This is a genomic window from Streptomyces sp. NPDC015661, from assembly GCF_043077765.1.
Classification (GTDB): domain Bacteria; phylum Actinomycetota; class Actinomycetes; order Streptomycetales; family Streptomycetaceae; genus Streptomyces.
The window spans coordinates 502936-519408 of the sequence record NZ_JBIBST010000001.1; the positions used below are offsets into that span (position 1 = coordinate 502936).

Below are 16473 nucleotides of genomic sequence, written 5' to 3' on the forward strand. Positions count from 1 at the left end.
CGCTCTGAGAATGTTCCACTTGCCCCCGCCCGTTCCTTCTGATGCCAGGTTACGGAGGGGGGTACGGGCGGCGGAACCTCGGGGCGGTCATAGGAACAGCACTGTGACCGGGGGCCGATGGGACATTCGTATCAGCCTCCCGGACGTCAGCGCCCCGGACGGAACCCCTTCGTGGCCTGCTCGTAGATCTCCGACACCTTGTCACGCTCGCTCTCCGGCCCGATGACCTGCACGACGTGGTACCGACCGCCGTCGATCAGGGCGAGGTTGCGCACGAACACCTCGCGTCCCGTGCTGTCCAGCCAGGTGTAGTACCCCTCGGCCGTCGGCGTCCGGCCGATGTCCACCCGGCGCGCCTTCTCCACCCGCGACCAGCTGGAGGACCGGTACGGCGCCAGCTCGCGCTCCTTGTCGTTCTGGTACGCCAGCGGGTCCGAGCCGTTGTCCCGGACGCTGTCCCGCCCGGGGACGACGATCAGCGTGAAGTCGCCGCCGGTGTAGCGCACTTGCCCGGCGTCGTTGATCTGGCTGCGTCGCCATCCCTTCGGAACCCCGATCCGGAAGCCCTCCGGGTCCTGCCGCAGGTCGTATCCGGCGGCGAGCACGGGGGCCGAACTGTCCGCGGGGGCCGGGGTGGTGGCCGGTGCGGTGGTCGGTTCCGCCGACGGCTTCGCGGTCGGTGCGGCGGACGGCTTCGTGGTCGCGGCCGGGCCGGTGGCGGTGACGGTCGGCGTACGGGGCTGCTCGCCCTCGCGGGGCATGAACAGGACGGCGTACGCGACGCCTCCCGCGAGCAGCAGGAAGACGAGGATCAGGAGCGTACGGCCCAGGGAGCGCGGGGAGCCCGGTGTCCGGGAGGACGACGGGCGCGCGGAGGACCGGGGCGCGCGCGGGGCGCGCTGCGGGATCTCCTCGTCGAAGTCCTCGCGGAACATCTCCCGGAAGCCGCCGCCCCGGGACTCGTCGCGGAACTCCTCGCGGTGATCCGGCTGTACGCGCGCGTGCCCGTACGCGTGGCCGAACTCCCCGTCGTGTTCGAGGTCGTGGCCGAGGTCGTGGCCGAGGTCGTGGCCGCGTCCGGGTCCGCGCCCGGGTCCGCGCTCGGGGTCCCGCGAGGCCTGGCGCCGGGCCGCCGGCCCCGGGTCCTTGCCACGCTTGTTGCGATGGCGGCCCGCCCCCGCTCCCCCGCGCCACCGGCGCAGCTCCCCGCGCTGGCGCACGATCGGCAGCCGCGCCTCGTCGAAGGACGGCAGCGGTACGACTCCGAGCCCGGCCTCCGGCTCCGGCGCCGAGCGGACCAGGGAGCGCAGCCAGCCGCGCAGCTCCTCGAAGTCGGGGCGCTCGGTGGGGTCCTGGCGCAGCAGCGACTCCACGACCGGGCGCAGCGGCCCGCACTCCTCGGCGAAGGCCGGCGGCTCGGCGCAGACCAGCTGGACGAGCTCGGCCGCGCTGTCCTCGGGGTACGGTGCATGGCCCTGGACGGCCCGGTAGAGGAGCGCGCCGAGCGCCCACAGGTCGGTCGCGGGTGTGATCGGCGGGGCGAGGCGCCAGTTCTCGTGCACGGGTCCGGCCTGCTCCGGCGCCCAGCGCTCGGTCACCGCGCCGACGACCGCGATCCGGGTCTGGCGGGCCCGTTCGGCGGCGAGCCGCGTGGTGGGACCGCGGTGCCCCTGGGCCGGGATCGCGACCGGCGCCTCCTCGCGGGGCGCGGCGGGGGCCGGAAGCCGCGCGGGACCGGGGTTCGCCGCCGTGTAGCCGGCGGGCAGCGCCGGGCGGCCCGAACCGGGCAGCACCGAGCCCCCGCCGGCCGGGATCGGCCCCGAGCCGTCCCGCGCGGCGTGCGGGCCGTCGCTCCAGCTGCCGGCCAGCATCACCCGCGGCGGCGGGCCGGCCTGCGGGCCGCCGCCGTACGGCTCGTCGCCGTCGTCCTCGTCGTCCTCCTCGTCGTCCGCCACCCGGGCCCACCACTGCGGTTCGGGCGCTCCGGACGCCTGTGCCGTGGGCGGCGGGGGCGGCTCGGGTCCTTCCGGCGGCGCGGGGCGCTGGACGGGGAGCGCCCCGGTCTCGCCGAGCCGGGCCGCGGCCCGCGCACCGGCCCGGTACGCGGCGATGGCCCCGGCCCGCGCGGCCCGCACGTCGGCGGTGGGCGGCGCGGCCACGGGCTGCGTCTCGGCGACGGCCGGCGTGGCCCGCCCGTAGGGGTCGGCACCGTAGGCCCCGTAGGGACCGGCGTCGGTGCCGGGACCGGTGCCTGGCTCGGTGCCGGGACCGGTGCCTGGTTCGGTGCCGGGACCGGTGCCTGGTTCGGTGCCTGGTTCGGTGCTGGTACCGGTGCCCGTGTCGGTGCCGGTGTCGTCCGCGTCCGGGGCCCCGTGGCGGTCGGGGGAGGCCGCGTACGGCTCGCCACCGGACCCGCCTTCCGGCTCCTCGCCGATCTCCTCGTACACCTCGACGTCGTACGCCTCGGGGTCGTACACCTCTGACTCGTACGCGTCGACGGGCCCGAACGCGTACGGCTCCCGCTCGTACGGCTCAAGGGCGTACGGCTCCCGCTCGTACGGCTCACGCGCGTACCCCTCGGAGCCGTACGCCTCGGAGCCGTACACCTCGGAGCCGTACGCCCCGACCTCGTACTCCCCCGCCTCGTACTCCTCCGTCCCGTAAGCCTTCGCCCCGTACCCCTCCGCCGCATACGGACCCGCCGCGTGAGCACCCGGCTCGGGCTCGTCCGGCTCGTGGAGCTCCGGCTCGTGGAGCTCCGGCTCGTGGAGCTCCGGCTCGGCGGTCGGGGGCGGCGCGAACTCGTCGGCCTGTTCCGGGACCGGGGCGTAGCCGCAGAGGGCCTCCTCGGCGGCGCCCACCGCGAGGCCGCTGAGGACCACGCGCCCGTCGTCGCAGACGAGCACGGTCCGGGCGGTGATGTTCCGGTGCACCCAGCCGTGGGCGTGGAGGGCACGCAGGGCGGTGAGGACGTCGGCGCCTATCTCGGCCGCGCGGTACGGGTTGAGGGGCCGCTCGGCGAGGAGCGCGGCCAGCGGTCTGGCCGCCACGCGCTCGCTCACTATCCACAGCGATCCGGCCTCCGCGAAGACGTCGAAGACCTGGTCGAGCAGGGGATGGTCGGGGATCTGCGCGGCCGCCTGGGCCGCCTCGATGGCGCGGCGCACGACGGGCTCGGCCGGCCGGCGGGTGGCCGCGCCCGTGCCGCCGTGGGGCCCGGCGGGACCGCCCCGGCCGTCGAGGACCTCGGCGTCGACGAACTCCGGCAGCGGCACCTGGCGGACCAGGACCTCCTGCCCGCTGTACGTGTCGAACGCGCGCGTCTCCACCGGTTCGTACGCGTCGGCGTCCGCCGGCGGCAGCGGCAGGCGGTAGCGGTCGGCGAGCACCCTTCCCGCGTAGTCGTCCACGACGCCTCCCCCGCGCGCACGCTGTCCCCCGTGGCCCCGCGGATCCCTCGGGATCGGGCGGGATCACGCGAGTTCCGTCAGTTCCGGTCCGGCACCGAGCAGTTGGCGGCTCTGTTCGGCTGAGTTCGGTCCACGAACCTCACGATACGTGCCAGCGGTCAGTCCTTGGGGCTGAACGTGGCGAACGCCGTCTCCCGCAGCGTCCTGCACTCGGCGCCGTTCCACTCGTCCGCCGCGCAGCTGACCATGATGGAGTAGCCGTGCGTGGCGTCGACCTTGAAGCCGCGGTTGAGGACGTGGACGCGGATGCCCTTCTGGGTGCGCTCGAACTCCCAGTCGGCGACGGTCGGGTAGCCCTTGTAGGAGACCGTCCTTATGCCGAGGTGCTTGTAGTCCTGGCTGGTGGCGGCCACGCCGTACCGGGCGAGCTCCCAGGCGCTCGCCGCGTCGTCCTTCGGGCTGCCGTTGTAGTCGACCTGGACGCGCGGGAAGCCGCCGCTCTCGCTGAAGATCGCGCCGAGCGAGTAGCCCGGGATCGAGCGCTGCTTGAAGGAGGCCGGCATCGCCATCGAGAAGTGCAGCGGGCCGTTGGTGACGAGGGTGTAGCCGGCGGGCAGCTGCTTCCCGGCGTCGGCGCCGGGCTTCCCGGAGGGCGTGGTGCCGTTCTGCCCGCCCGTGGACCCCGTGGTGCCGCCGGTGCTGCCCGTCGATCCCGTGGCGCCGTTGTCGCCGGGCTGGGTGCCGCCCTGCTGGCCGGGACCGCCGCCCGAGGACTGGCCCTGGGCGCCGCCGGAGCCGGCCGAGCCGCCGGTCGAGGCGCCGGCCGAGGCCGTGGTGCCCCCGTCGCCCTTGCCCTGGTTGCCCTCGTCGCCCCCGCCGCCGAGGGAGACCGCGAGGATCGTCCCGAGCACGGCGAGGACGGCGACCGCGGCGATGATCACCAGAGTCCGGCGCGGTACGACGTCGGTCAGCGGGGCGCGGGTCGGGGTGGGCTTCCCGCCGCCCCGCAGCGGCTCGGTCGCCGGTCGCGGCGCGGGCTTCGGCTCGGCCTTCACGGAGGCGGCCGCGTTCCGTACGGAGTTCAGCGCGCCGCGCATCCGCTCGGCGGCCGCGTCGGGGCCCCGGTCGGCCGCCGGGGCCACCGGGGCCTGCTCGGGGCGCGGCGGCAGCGGTATGACGGTGGTGGCCTCGGGCGAGGCCGCGGGCGGCGCCTCGGGCGCGTCGAGCACGGCCCGCAGCAGGACCCGGGCGCCGGCGTCGTCGAGCCGCTGTGCCGGGTCCTTGGCGAGCAGGCCGTAGATGACCTTCTCCAGCTCGGGGCCGGCGTTCTTCGGCGGGTCGACCGGTTCGGTCATCACGGCCGTGAGGGTGGCGATGGCCGAGCCCTTGTCGTACGGCGGGCTGCCTTCGACCGCGGCGTAGATGAGACCGCCCAGCGACCACATGTCGGCGGCGGGACCGGGCTTGTGGCCGCGGGCGCGCTCCGGGGAGATGTACGAGGGGGCGCCGACGAGCATGCCGGTGGAGGTGATGGAGGGGTCGCCCTCCACCTGGGCGATGCCGAAGTCGGTGAGGACGACCCGGCCGTCCTCGGCGATGAGGACGTTGGACGGCTTCACGTCGCGGTGCAGGATGCCCTCGCGGTGGGCCGAGCGCAGCACGTCGAGGATGGCGAGGCCGACCTCGGCGGCGCGCCGGGGGGTGAGCGTGCCGTCCTCGCGGACGGCGTCCGCGAGGGACTTGCCCTCGATGAGCTCCATGACGATCCACGGGCGGTCGTCCTCGTCGACGACGTCGTAGACGGTGACGGCGCCGTTGTTGCGGATCCGGGCGATGGCCTTGGCCTCGCGCAGGGTCCGGGTGATGAGGCGTCGCTTCTCTTCCTCGTCGATGCTGGTGGGGAAGCGGAGCTCCTTGACGGCGACGGTGCGGCCGAGGGTCTCGTCGACGGCGCGCCACACGGTGCCCATGCCACCGCGGCCGAGGACCGCGCCGAGCCGGTAGCGGCCCGCGAGCAGCCGTCCCTCGCCGGCCGGTTCCTTGCGGAGCCTGTCGCCGCCGCGCGTGCCGCCGGCGGCCGGCCTGCGGTCGCTCTCGCCGTCGCCGTCCCCGGCGCCGAAACCGGCCCGTCCGGTCGACGGCTCGGTTCCGCGCAGCCGCCCGTTCGCGACGGCGTCGTCACCGGCGGTCCCGGTCGCGGCCGCGCCCGAACCCGTCGCCCCTTCCGCCGGGGCGTGCTGAGGGCCCTTCATCTCCTGAGCGTCCCTCACGTCCCCGGGGGCCTTCGCGGGCTGCGCGTCCTCGACGCCCCGCTCCGGTCCACGCGCGCCCTCCGGGGCTTGCGCACCCCGGCTGACCTGCGGGTCCTCGGTGTCCCGTGCCGACTCACGCGCGGCCGGGACCGCTCCTCGGTCGCCGTCGGTCGCGGCCCCCGCGGCGGCGTCCCGCCTGGGGTCCCTCGCCTTGTCCCGCGACTGCTCCGCCTCCGACATGCGTCCCCTCTGCGATCCCTGATCTTCGCCGCGTCTGCCGCTTCCCGCGCGATGCGGTAACCCGCCCTGGAAGAGAGGCCATTGTCCCTCACCTCGGGACGGGTGGCGCCCCCGGGTCCGCACTCCGGGATACGACGCCCCCGGGCACCCCCGAGGTTCCCGGGGGACGGGGATCCGGACGTCCCGTCAGATCGGCACGATGTCGGGGGCCCCGAGCCGCGCTGCGTCCGCCGTCAGGTCGTCGGGCTGGCGCTGCGACTCGCGCTCGGCCTCCACCCGCTTCTCGTAGTGCTCGACCTCCTTGGCGATCTGGCCGTCGTCCCAGCCGAGGACCGGTGCCATCAGTTCCGCGCACTCGCGGGCGCTGAGCGTGCCCCGGTCGAAGGTCTCGATGGAGATCCTGGTCCGCCGGGTGAGGACGTCGTCGAGGTGGCGCGCGCCCTCGTGCGAGGCGGCGTAGACGATCTCGGCGCGCAGGTAGTCCTCGGCCGCGGCGAGCGGTTCGCGGAGTCCGGGGTCCGCCGCGATCAGGTCGAGGATCTCCTCCGTCAGGGAGCCGTAGCGGTTGAGGAGATGCTCGACCCTGACGACGTGCAGCCCGCTTCCGGCGGCGATCCTGGCCCGGGCGTTCCACAGGGCGCGGTAGCCCTCGGCGCCGAGGAGCGGGGTGTCCTCGGTGACGCAGGGGGCGACGCTTCCCCAAGCGCTTCGTGCAGGGGATGCCCCAGGGCCGAGGCCGTGCACCGCCTCGTCGACGGCGTCCTTCGCCATGACGCGGTACGTCGTGTACTTGCCGCCGGCGACGACCACGAGGCCGGGGACGGGGTGGGCGACGGTGTGCTCGCGGGACAGCTTGCTGGTGGCGTCCGACTCGCCGGCGAGGAGCGGCCGCAGGCCCGCGTAGACGCCCTGGACGTCGTCCCGGGTGAGCGGGGTGGCGAGCACGGTGTTCACGTGCTCCAGGAGGTAGTCGATGTCGGCGCTGGAGGCGGCGGGGTGGGCCTTGTCGAGGTCCCAGTCGGTGTCGGTGGTGCCGATGATCCAGTGGCGTCCCCAGGGGATGACGAACAGCACGGACTTCTCGGTGCGCAGGATCAGTCCGGTGGTCGAGTGGATGCGGTCCTTGGGCACGACGAGGTGGATGCCCTTGGAGGCGCGGACGTGGAACTGGCCGCGCTCCCCGATGAGGGCCTGGGTGTCGTCGGTCCACACACCGGTGGCGTTGACGATCTGCTTGGCCCTGATCTCGTACGCGACCCCCGCCTCGACGTCCTGGACGCGCGCGCCGACGACCCGCTCGCCCTCGCGGAGGAAGCCGGTGACGCGGGCCCGGCTGGCGGCCCGGGCACCGTAGGAGGCGGCGGTCCGCACGAGGGTGGTGACGAAGCGGGCGTCGTCCATCTGGGCGTCGTAGTACTGCAGGGCGCCGACCAGGGCGTCCTTCCTCAGGCAGGGCGCGACGCGCAGGGCGTTCCGCCGGGAGAGGTGCCGGTGGACGGGGAGGCCGCGGCCGCGGCCGGAGGAGAGCGACATCGCGTCGTACAGCGCGACGCCCGAGCCGGCGTAGATCCGCTCCCAGCCCTTGTGCTGGAGCGGGTAGAGGAAGGGGACCGGCTTCACCAGGTGGGGGGCGAGCCGCTCCAGGAGGAGTCCGCGCTCCTTGAGCGCCTCCCGCACGAGGGCGAAGTCGAGCATCTCCAGATAGCGCAGGCCGCCGTGGATGAGCTTGCTGGACCTGCTGGAGGTGCCGGAGGCCCAGTCGCGGGCCTCCACGATGCCGGTGGAGAGCCCTCTCGTGGCGGCGTCGAGGGCGGTTCCGGCGCCGACGACTCCGGCGCCGACGACCAGCACGTCCAGCTCTCGCTCGGCCATGGCCGCGAGCGCCTCGGCGCGCTCGGCGGGTCCCAGTGTCGCTGTCCTCACGCTGCTGCCTCCCGTCGTCCTCCGTCTGTCCGGCGCGCGGCGGGCGCACACGTGCGGCGCAGGCGCCGCACGTGTGCACCGGCCGTGCGTACACGAACCGTGAACCGGGCCCGTGTGGTCCGGCTCACAGCTCGATTCTGGCCCGGTCCCGCGACTTCAGCCACCGCCTCGCCGCGGACCTGTGGATAACACTCGGCGACCTTCGACCGCACAATGCCGCATATCGGTCATATTTACGCCTAGTCTGACATTGCGCTCGACCCGTTCCGGCCACCGGGCTTGCGCGTCGCGTCCCCTCCGGCTACTGGGAAGGACGGCCCACCCCCCATGCCCGCTGATCTCGCCGTCATCGGCCTCGGCCACCACGGACTCCCCCTGGCCCAGGCCGCCACCGCCGCAGGCATCGACACCATCGGCTACGACACCGACCCCCGCCCCGTCGCCGAACTCGCCGCCGGCCGCTCCCCGGTCGACGGCTCGCTCACCACCCCCGAGATCCGCCGGATGCTCGCGGGGGGCTTCCGGCCGACCACCAACCCCGCCGAGCTCGGCCGGGTCCGCACCGCCGTCCTCTGCGCCCCGACCGCCCCCGGCCCCGACCGGACCCTCGACCTCACCGCCGTCACCGACGCCGCCCGCGCCCTCGCCGCCCGGCTGCGCCCCCACACCACCGTCCTCCTGGAGTCCCCGGTCCCGCCGGGCACCACCGAGGGCCTCCTCCGCGAGGTCCTGGAGGAGGGCTCGGGCCTGCGCGCCGGACGCGACTTCCACCTCGCGTACTCGCCCGGCCGCCTCGACCCCGGCAGCCGCACCCACGGCTACGCCGGCACCCCCAAGGTCATCGGCGGCCTCACCCCGGCCTGCACCGAGTCCGCGGCCGCCTTCTACGGCCGGCTCACCGACAAGGTGGTACGCGCGCGTGGCCCCCGCGAGGCGGAGACGGTCAAGCTCCTGGAGACCAACTTCCGGCACGTCAACATCGCCCTCGTCAACGAGATGGCGGTCCTCTGCCACGAACTCGGCGTCGACCTGTGGGACGTCATCCGCTGCGCCGAGACCAAGCCCTTCGGCTTCCAGGCCTTCCGCCCCGGCCCCGGCGTCGGCGGCCACGGCGTCCCCGTCGACACCGTCGGCGCCCACCGCCCGCTGCGGCTCGTCGAGCTCGCCGGCCAGGTCAACGAGCGCATGCCGCAGTACGTCGTCCGGCGCGCCGCCACCCTCCTCAACGAGCACGGCAAGTCGGCCCGCGGCGCCCGCATCCTGCTGCTCGGCATCACGTACAAGCCCGACCTCCCCGACCGGCAGGGCTCCCCCGCCGACGAGATCGCCCGCCACCTCATGGACCTCGGCGCGGCCGTCAGCTACCACGACCCCCACGTCCCCGACTGGCGCGTCCGCGAGCTCCCCGTCCCCCGCGCGGACTCCCTCTACGAGGCCGCCGCCCACGCCGACCTGACGATCCTCCTCCAGCACCACCGCACGTACGACCTCCAGGGCCTCTCGGTGAAGGCCCAGCTCCTCCTCGACACCCGCGGCGCCACCCCCGCGGGGGCGGCGCACCGCCTCTGAGGACGCCGAAGGGCCCCGCACCGACCGGTGCGGGGCCCTCGGGACCTCAGGACCTCGGGACCTCAGGACCTCGGGACCTCAGGACCTCGGGACCTCAGGACCTCAGGACCTCAGGACGAAGCCGTCGGCGCTCAGCGCTTGTGCTGGGCGTCCGCGACGGTGACCTCGACGCGCTGGAACTCCTTGAGCTCGCTGTAGCCCGTGGTGGCCATCGCGCGGCGCAGGGCGCCGAAGAAGTTCATCGAGCCGTCCGGGATGTGCGACGGGCCCGCGAGGATCTCCTCGGTGGTGCCGACGATGCCCAGGTCGACCAGCTTGCCGCGCGGCACGTCCTCGTGGACGGCCTCCATGCCCCAGTGGTGGCCCTTGCCGGGCGCGTCCGTGGCACGGGCCAGCGGGGAGCCCATCATCACGGCGTCGGCGCCGCAGGCGATCGCCTTCGGCAGGTCGCCGGACCAGCCCACGCCGCCGTCGGCGATGACGTGCACGTACCGGCCGCCGGACTCGTCCATGTAGTCGCGGCGGGCCGCGGCCACGTCGGCGACCGCGGTCGCCATCGGGACCTGGATGCCCAGGACGTTACGGGTGGTGTGCGCGGCGCCGCCGCCGAAGCCGACCAGGACACCCGCCGCGCCGGTGCGCATCAGGTGCAGGGCCGCGGTGTACGTGGCGCAGCCGCCGACGATGACCGGGACGTCCAGCTCGTAGATGAACTGCTTCAGGTTCAGCGGCTCCGCCGCGCCCGAGACGTGCTCGGCGGAGACCGTCGTGCCGCGGATGACGAAGATGTCCACGCCGGCGTCGACGACGGCCTTGGAGAACTGGGCGGTGCGCTGCGGGGAGAGCGCGGCGGCGGTGACGACACCGGAGTCGCGCACCTCCTTGATGCGCTGCCCGATCAGCTCCTCCTTGATCGGAGCGGCGTAGATCTCCTGCAGACGGCGGGTCGCGGTCGCCTCGTCCAGCTCGGCGATCTCGTCGAGGAGCGGCTGCGGGTCCTCGTACCGGGTCCAGAGACCCTCCAGGTTCAGGACGCCGAGGCCGCCCAGCTCGCCGATGCGGATGGCGGTCTGCGGCGACACGACCGAGTCCATCGGGGCGGCCAGGAACGGCAGCTCGAAGCGGTAGGCGTCGATCTGCCAGGCGATCGAGACCTCCTTCGGGTCCCGGGTGCGCCGGCTCGGCACGACGGCGATGTCGTCGAACGCGTACGCCCTGCGGCCGCGCTTGCCGCGCCCGATCTCGATCTCAGTCACGATGTGTGGCCTTTCCCTCTACGTCTGCGCCTACCAGTATCCCCGACACAAGCGTGAGGGGCGGCTCCGGCCACATGCCGGAACCGCCCCCACGCGTCGCGCTGTGTTACTTCCTGCTGTAGTTCGGCGCCTCGACCGTCATCTGGATGTCGTGCGGGTGGCTCTCCTTGAGGCCCGCCGAGGTGATCCGGACGAAGCGGCCGTTCGCCTGAAGCTCCGGCACCGTGCGCCCGCCGACGTAGAACATCGACTGGCGCAGACCGCCCACCAGCTGGTGGACGACGGCCGAGAGCGGGCCGCGGTAGGGCACCTGGCCCTCGATGCCCTCGGGGACGAGCTTCTCGTCGGAGGCGACGCCCTCCTGGAAGTAGCGGTCCTTGGAGAAGGAGCGCTGCTCGCCGCGGGACTGCATGGCGCCGAGCGAGCCCATGCCGCGGTACGACTTGAACTGCTTGCCGTTGATGAAGAGCAGCTCGCCCGGGGACTCCTCGCAGCCCGCGAGCAGCGAGCCGAGCATCACCGTGTCGGCGCCGGCGACCAGGGCCTTCGCGATGTCGCCGGAGTACTGCAGACCGCCGTCGCCGATGACCGGGACGCCGGCCGCCTTGGCGGCGAGGGAGGCCTCGTAGATCGCGGTGACCTGCGGGACGCCGATGCCGGCGACCACGCGGGTGGTGCAGATGGAGCCGGGGCCGACACCGACCTTGATGCCGTCGACACCGGCGTCGATCAGCGCCTGGGCGCCGTCGCGGGTGGCGACGTTTCCGCCGATGACGTCGACCGAGGAGTTCGACTTGATCTTGGCGACCATGTCGCCGACCAGGCGGGAGTGGCCGTGCGCGGTGTCGACGACGATGAAGTCGACGCCCGCCTCGATCAGGGCCTGGGCGCGCTCGTACGCGTCACCGGCGACACCGACGGCGGCGCCGACGAGCAGCCGGCCTTCCTTGTCCTTGGCGGCGTTCGGGTACTTCTCGGCCTTGACGAAGTCCTTGACCGTGATGAGGCCCTTGAGGATGCCCGCGTCGTCGACGAGCGGCAGCTTCTCGATCTTGTGGCGGCGCAGCAGCTCCATGGCGTCCACGCCGGAGATGCCGACCTTGCCGGTGACCAGCGGCATCGGGGTCATGACCTCGCGCACCTGGCGGCTGCGGTCCGACTCGAAGGCCATGTCGCGGTTGGTGACGATGCCGAGCAGCTTGCCGGCCGGGTCGGTCACCGGGACGCCGCTGATGCGGAACTTGGCGCAGATCGCGTCGGCCTCGGCGAGCGTCGCGTCCGGGTGGACCGTGATCGGGTCCGAGACCATGCCGGACTCGGAGCGCTTCACGAGGTCGACCTGGTTCGCTTGGTCGGCGATGGAGAGGTTGCGGTGCAGCACACCGACACCACCCTGTCGCGCCATGGCGATCGCCATGCGGGACTCGGTGACCTTGTCCATCGCGGCGGAGAGCAGCGGGATGTTCACCCGCACGTTCTTCGAGATGTACGAGGCGGTGTCGATCTGGTCGGGCGCCATGTCGGACGCGCCCGGCAGCAGCAGCACGTCGTCGTAGGTCAGCCCGAGTGTCGCGAATTTCTCGGGCACTCCGTCGACGTTGGCAGTCATGACACCTTCCCAAATGGCCTTGATCGGTGCGGGATGTCCATGCTAACGGGCTTGAGCGGTGTCTCATTCCACGAGCAAGATCACCGGGAAGCTTTGGACGTTCGCACGTGTACGAAAGGGATGACGGCGCCCGGCAAGGCTTACTGCCCGGCCAGTGCGCGCGGTCGGATCACTGCTCGGCCAGCGCCCGGAGCCGGCTGAGGGCGCGGTGCTGGGCGACCCGGACCGCGCCCGGGGACATGCCGAGCATCTGGCCGGTCTCCTCGGCGGTCAGTCCGACCGCGACCCGCAGCACGAGCAGTTCGCGCTGGTTCTCCGGGAGGTTGGCGAGCAGTTTCTTGGCCCACTCGGCGTCGTCGCTGAGCAGGGCACGCTCCTCGGGGCCGAGGGAGTCGTCGGGCCGCTCGGGCATCTCGTCGGAGGGGACGGCCGTGGACCCGGGGTGCCGCATGGCGGCCCGCTGGAGGTCGGCGACCTTGTGTCCGGCGATGGCGAAGACGAAGGCCTCGAAGGGCCTGCCCGTGTCCTTGTAGCGCGGCAGCGCCATCAGGACGGCGACGCAGACCTCCTGGGCCAGGTCCTCGACGAAGTGCCGGGCGTCGCCGGGCAGCCGGTTGAGGCGGGTGCGGCAGTACCGCAGGGCGAGCGGGTGGACGCGCGCGAGCAGGTCGTGCGTGGCCTGCGCGTCGCCGTCGACCGCACGGCGGACGAGCGCGCCGATCTCCCCCTGCCCGGCAGGCATGGGGGTACCCACGGTCTCGTCGTCGCGCATCGCTCCATGGTGCCCCGACGCCTCCGCGTTCGTGGCACCGCGTCCGTAGTTGTGCACCGAAGCGTTATGAGCAGGTGCGCCGGCACTCATCTCCCGCGCCCTCCCGTCCCGCTCGATCGACTCGTCCCCGAGGAACTCCACATCTCAAGGATGCGGCATTCCGCGAGTAAGTGACACAAGCCCGCCCCGTCCACCCCACGACGGACGCGGGCGAGGACGGGGAAAGGGCAGGTGACCTGCGATTCAGCGGACCAGGCCCCAGCGGAATCCGAGCGCGACGGCATGCGCCCGGTCGGAGGCGCCGAGCTTCTTGAAGAGGCGCCGGGCGTGCGTCTTGACCGTGTCCTCGGAGAGGAAGAGCTCGCGCCCGATCTCCGCGTTGGACCGGCCGTGACTCATGCCTTCGAGGACCTGGATCTCGCGCGCGGTGAGGGTGGGCGCGGCGCCCATCTCGGCCGAACGGAGGCGGCGCGGGGCGAGCCGCCAGGTCGGGTCGGCGAGCGCCTGGGTGACCGTGGCCCGCAGCTCGGCGCGCGAGGCGTCCTTGTGCAGGTAGCCACGGGCGCCCGCGGCGACCGCGAGGGCGACGCCGTCGAGGTCCTCGGCGACCGTGAGCATGATGATGCGGGCGCCGGGGTCCGCGGAGAGCAGCCGGCGGACGGTCTCCACGCCGCCCAGACCGGGCATGCGTACGTCCATCAGAATCAGGTCCGAGCGGTCCGCGCCCCAGCGGCGGAGGACTTCCTCGCCGTTGGCCGCGGTGGTCACGCGCTCGACGCCGGGCACGGTCGCGACCGCGCGGCGGAGCGCCTCTCGGGCAAGCGGGGAGTCGTCGCAGACGAGGACGGATGTCATGCCTGACCTCCGCGGCTCTCGCAGCTGTTGCGCGTCACCTTGAGCCTCCAGGGCTGTACGTATCGTCACCTGTGCGGTTGACGCTCTCGGACGTTTGCCCGATCGCTTGTTCCTTCAACCGCCTCCGCACTCTCAACGACGGTCACTCGAAAGAGTTACGGGTCGGACAGCAGCCTTCGGCACTCTACGTGAGAGGTCGTGCGCGGGTCGTACATGGAGCGGAGTGTCGCAGGTCGTTCGTCCCCACATCAAAAGCTATGCCCCATTTAGCGGGTTTTCTTCCCTTTTCGCAGTGTCTGTGGCTAGATTCGCAATGAGTCATATTTACATCTACTTCGACAGTAGGTGTAGCTACCGGACCTGTCGGGACCCGAGGAGCCCCGGCGATCAGCCATCCACCCGCCCACCTATCCGTTCGACACGGTTTCAAGGGGACAAGCGCAATGGCAGATTTCTCCCGCCTTCCCGGACCCAACGCCGATCTGTGGGACTGGCAACTCCTCGCGGCCTGCCGCGGGGTGGACAGCTCCCTGTTCTTCCACCCCGAGGGAGAGCGCGGCGCGGCACGGAGTGCGCGTGAGAACTCGGCGAAAGAGGTCTGCATGCGGTGCCCGGTGCGCGCGGAGTGCGCGGCACACGCACTCGCCGTGCGGGAGCCCTACGGCGTATGGGGCGGCCTCACCGAGGACGAACGCGAAGAACTCATGGGACGCGCGCGCAATCGTCTGATCACGACGGCACCGGCCTCCCCGCCGGTCACGTCGGCCGCGTCCGTGACACCCATGACGTCCATGACATCCATCGGGGAACGTATGTGAAGGAACGTTTCTCCAACGAGCTGAGCACCAAGAGTTGAGCACCACGAGCTGAGCATCACGGGCCGAGCGCCACCCGAACGGACCCGCGCGCCCGCGCGCGTCGCTGACTACGCGCGCGTGGCGGCGCGGATCAGCTCGTCGAGCGTGGCCGCCACGGCCGGGACCTGCGCGAGGTCGGGCAGCGTCAGGGCCACGATCTCCCGCTCCACGGCCGGCTCCACGGCCACGGTCCGCGCCCCCTTGGGCCGTACGGACTCGATGGCCAGCTCGGGCAGGACGGCGACGCCCAGACCGGCGCCGACCAGGCCCACGACGGCCGGGTAGTCGTCGGTGGCGAAGTCGATGCGGGGCGTGAAGCCCGCGTCCTCGCAGACGTCCACGAGCTGACGGCGGCAGCGCGGGCAGCCCGCGATCCAGGACTCGTCGGCGAGTTCCGCGATGCCGACCGAGCCGGCCCCGGCGAGCCGGTGCCCCTCGGGCACCAGGCCGACGAGCCGGTCGGCGAGGAGCGGGCGGACCACCAGGTCGTCCCACTCGGCCTGCCCCGCCCCGTACCGGAACGCGAGCGCGATGTCGCAGTCGCCCTCGCGGAGCATCTCGATCGAGCGCGGCGGCTCGGCCTCGACGAGGGAGACCCGGGTGCCGGGGTGCGCGGCCCGCAGCGCGGCGAGCGCCGTGGGCACGAGGGTCGAGCTGCCGCTCGGGAAGGAGACCAGGCGGACGCGGCCCGCCCGGAGCCCGGCGATGGCGGCGACCTCCTCCTCGGCGGCGGTCAGCCCGGCGAGGATGCCGGAGGCGTGGCGCACCAGGACCTCGCCGGCCTGGGTGAGGCGCATCTCGCGTCCCGTGCGGATCAGCAGCGGCGTGCCGGCGGAGGCTTCGAGCGCCTTCATCTGCTGGCTGACGGCGGGCTGGGTGCAGCCGAGTTCGCGCGCGGCGGCCGAGAAGGAGCCGGTGGCGGCGACGGCGCGCAGGACGCGGAGGTGGCGTGCCTCGATCATGCGTCCAGCATAAGCGACTCTTGGGTGAAGCCGCCCATTCTCGCGAGCGCCTTTGAGATTGCGCCCGTACAGTGCCCGCATGACCTTGCTCAGCGTGAATGTGGGCCGCGCCAGGCCCGTGGAGTACACCGACGCCGCCTCGGGGATGACGGGCATCGACAAGCGGCCCGTGGAGGGGCCCGTACGGATCGAGGCACCGGGGGCGCCCGGTGTCGGGGCGAGCGGAGTCGCCGGCGACGCGGTCTGCGACCTGCGCTTCCACGGCGGCGACGACCGGGCGGCGTACGCCTTCGCCCGGGAGGACATGGACCTGTGGGAGCGGGAGCTCGGCCGCGAACTGGCCAACGGCTCCTTCGGCGAGAACCTCACCACCCGGGGCCTCGACGTGAACGGCGCCCTGATCGGCGAGCGGTGGCGGATCGGCGAGGAGGTGGTCCTGGAGGTGACCGGTGGCCGCATCCCGTGCCGTACCTTCGCGGGCTTCGTCGAGGAGAAGGGCTGGGTGAAGCGCTTCACGCAGTCCGAGGCCGGTCCCGGCGCGCTGCTGCGGGTGATCGTGCCGGGCGAGGTGCGGGCCGGCGATCCGATCACGGTGGTGCACCGGCCGGACCACGACATCACCGTGGCGCGTCTCCACCGCGCGGCGACCACCGAACGCGCCCTGCTGCCCGACATGTTGGCCGCAGCCGAGTGGATGGAGTCCGGGCTCCTCGCGCTCGCCCGCCAGTACAAGGAGAAGTACGCCCGGGAGGACGGCCGGGCGTAGTC

Annotated in this window: 11 protein-coding genes; 3 read left to right on the plus strand and 8 right to left on the minus strand. The window is 73.1% G+C overall.

Features of this window, described 5'->3' with window-relative positions; all coding sequences use genetic code 11:
- Positions 1-146: 146 nt before the first annotated feature.
- The 3 genes from ACF07V_RS02360 to ACF07V_RS02370 form a co-directional block, all read right to left on the minus strand.
- On the minus strand, positions 147-3410 hold the full coding sequence (locus ACF07V_RS02360; RefSeq protein ID WP_392151014.1) for a protein kinase: 3264 nt from the start codon (positions 3408-3410) through the stop codon (positions 147-149).
- A gap of 158 nt (positions 3411-3568) precedes the next feature.
- Positions 3569-5902 carry a protein kinase gene (locus ACF07V_RS02365; RefSeq protein WP_392151015.1) on the minus strand — a complete coding sequence of 778 codons (2334 nt, stop codon included), beginning with the start codon at positions 5900-5902 and terminating at the stop codon, positions 3569-3571.
- A 186-nt stretch (positions 5903-6088) separates the two neighbouring features.
- Positions 6089-7825 carry a glycerol-3-phosphate dehydrogenase/oxidase gene (locus ACF07V_RS02370; protein WP_392151016.1) on the minus strand — a complete coding sequence of 579 codons (1737 nt, stop codon included), beginning with the start codon at positions 7823-7825 and terminating at the stop codon, positions 6089-6091.
- 327 nt (positions 7826-8152) lie between these two features.
- Here ACF07V_RS02370 and ACF07V_RS02375 point away from each other — a divergent pair, with 327 nt between their 5' ends.
- Positions 8153-9394 (plus strand): nucleotide sugar dehydrogenase, encoded by a 1242-nt coding sequence (locus ACF07V_RS02375; RefSeq protein WP_392151017.1) that lies wholly within the window; start codon positions 8153-8155, stop codon positions 9392-9394.
- Positions 9395-9525: 131 nt separating this feature from the next.
- Here ACF07V_RS02375 and ACF07V_RS02380 read toward each other — a convergent pair whose 3' ends face one another.
- The 4 genes from ACF07V_RS02380 to ACF07V_RS02395 all read right to left on the minus strand — a co-directional run bounded on the left by ACF07V_RS02380 (position 9526) and on the right by ACF07V_RS02395 (position 13886).
- Entirely contained in the window at positions 9526-10650 is a 1125-nt protein-coding gene (locus ACF07V_RS02380; RefSeq protein WP_086828596.1) for a GuaB3 family IMP dehydrogenase-related protein, read from the minus strand.
- A gap of 106 nt (positions 10651-10756) precedes the next feature.
- A complete protein-coding gene (guaB, locus tag ACF07V_RS02385; RefSeq protein WP_392151018.1) occupies positions 10757-12259 on the minus strand; it encodes an IMP dehydrogenase in 1503 nt (500 codons plus the stop codon).
- A 169-nt stretch (positions 12260-12428) separates the two neighbouring features.
- Positions 12429-13031, minus strand: coding sequence for a sigma-70 family RNA polymerase sigma factor (locus ACF07V_RS02390; RefSeq protein ID WP_392151019.1), 603 nt, complete (start codon positions 13029-13031; stop codon positions 12429-12431).
- A gap of 243 nt (positions 13032-13274) precedes the next feature.
- Positions 13275-13886, minus strand: a complete 612-nt coding sequence (locus ACF07V_RS02395; RefSeq protein WP_003948568.1) for a response regulator transcription factor — start codon at positions 13884-13886, stop codon at positions 13275-13277.
- Between the two features lie 443 nt (positions 13887-14329).
- On the opposite strand from ACF07V_RS02395, the gene ACF07V_RS02400 reads away from it, so the two are divergent.
- On the plus strand, positions 14330-14704 hold the full coding sequence (locus ACF07V_RS02400; protein WP_392151020.1) for a WhiB family transcriptional regulator: 375 nt from the start codon (positions 14330-14332) through the stop codon (positions 14702-14704).
- A gap of 107 nt (positions 14705-14811) precedes the next feature.
- On the opposite strand, the gene ACF07V_RS02405 is transcribed toward ACF07V_RS02400, so the two are convergent.
- Entirely contained in the window at positions 14812-15705 is an 894-nt protein-coding gene (locus ACF07V_RS02405; RefSeq protein WP_392151021.1) for a LysR family transcriptional regulator, read from the minus strand.
- A gap of 79 nt (positions 15706-15784) precedes the next feature.
- Here ACF07V_RS02405 and ACF07V_RS02410 point away from each other — a divergent pair, with 79 nt between their 5' ends.
- Entirely contained in the window at positions 15785-16471 is a 687-nt protein-coding gene (locus tag ACF07V_RS02410) for an MOSC domain-containing protein (protein WP_392151022.1), read from the plus strand.
- The last annotated feature ends 2 nt before the right edge of the window (positions 16472-16473 follow it).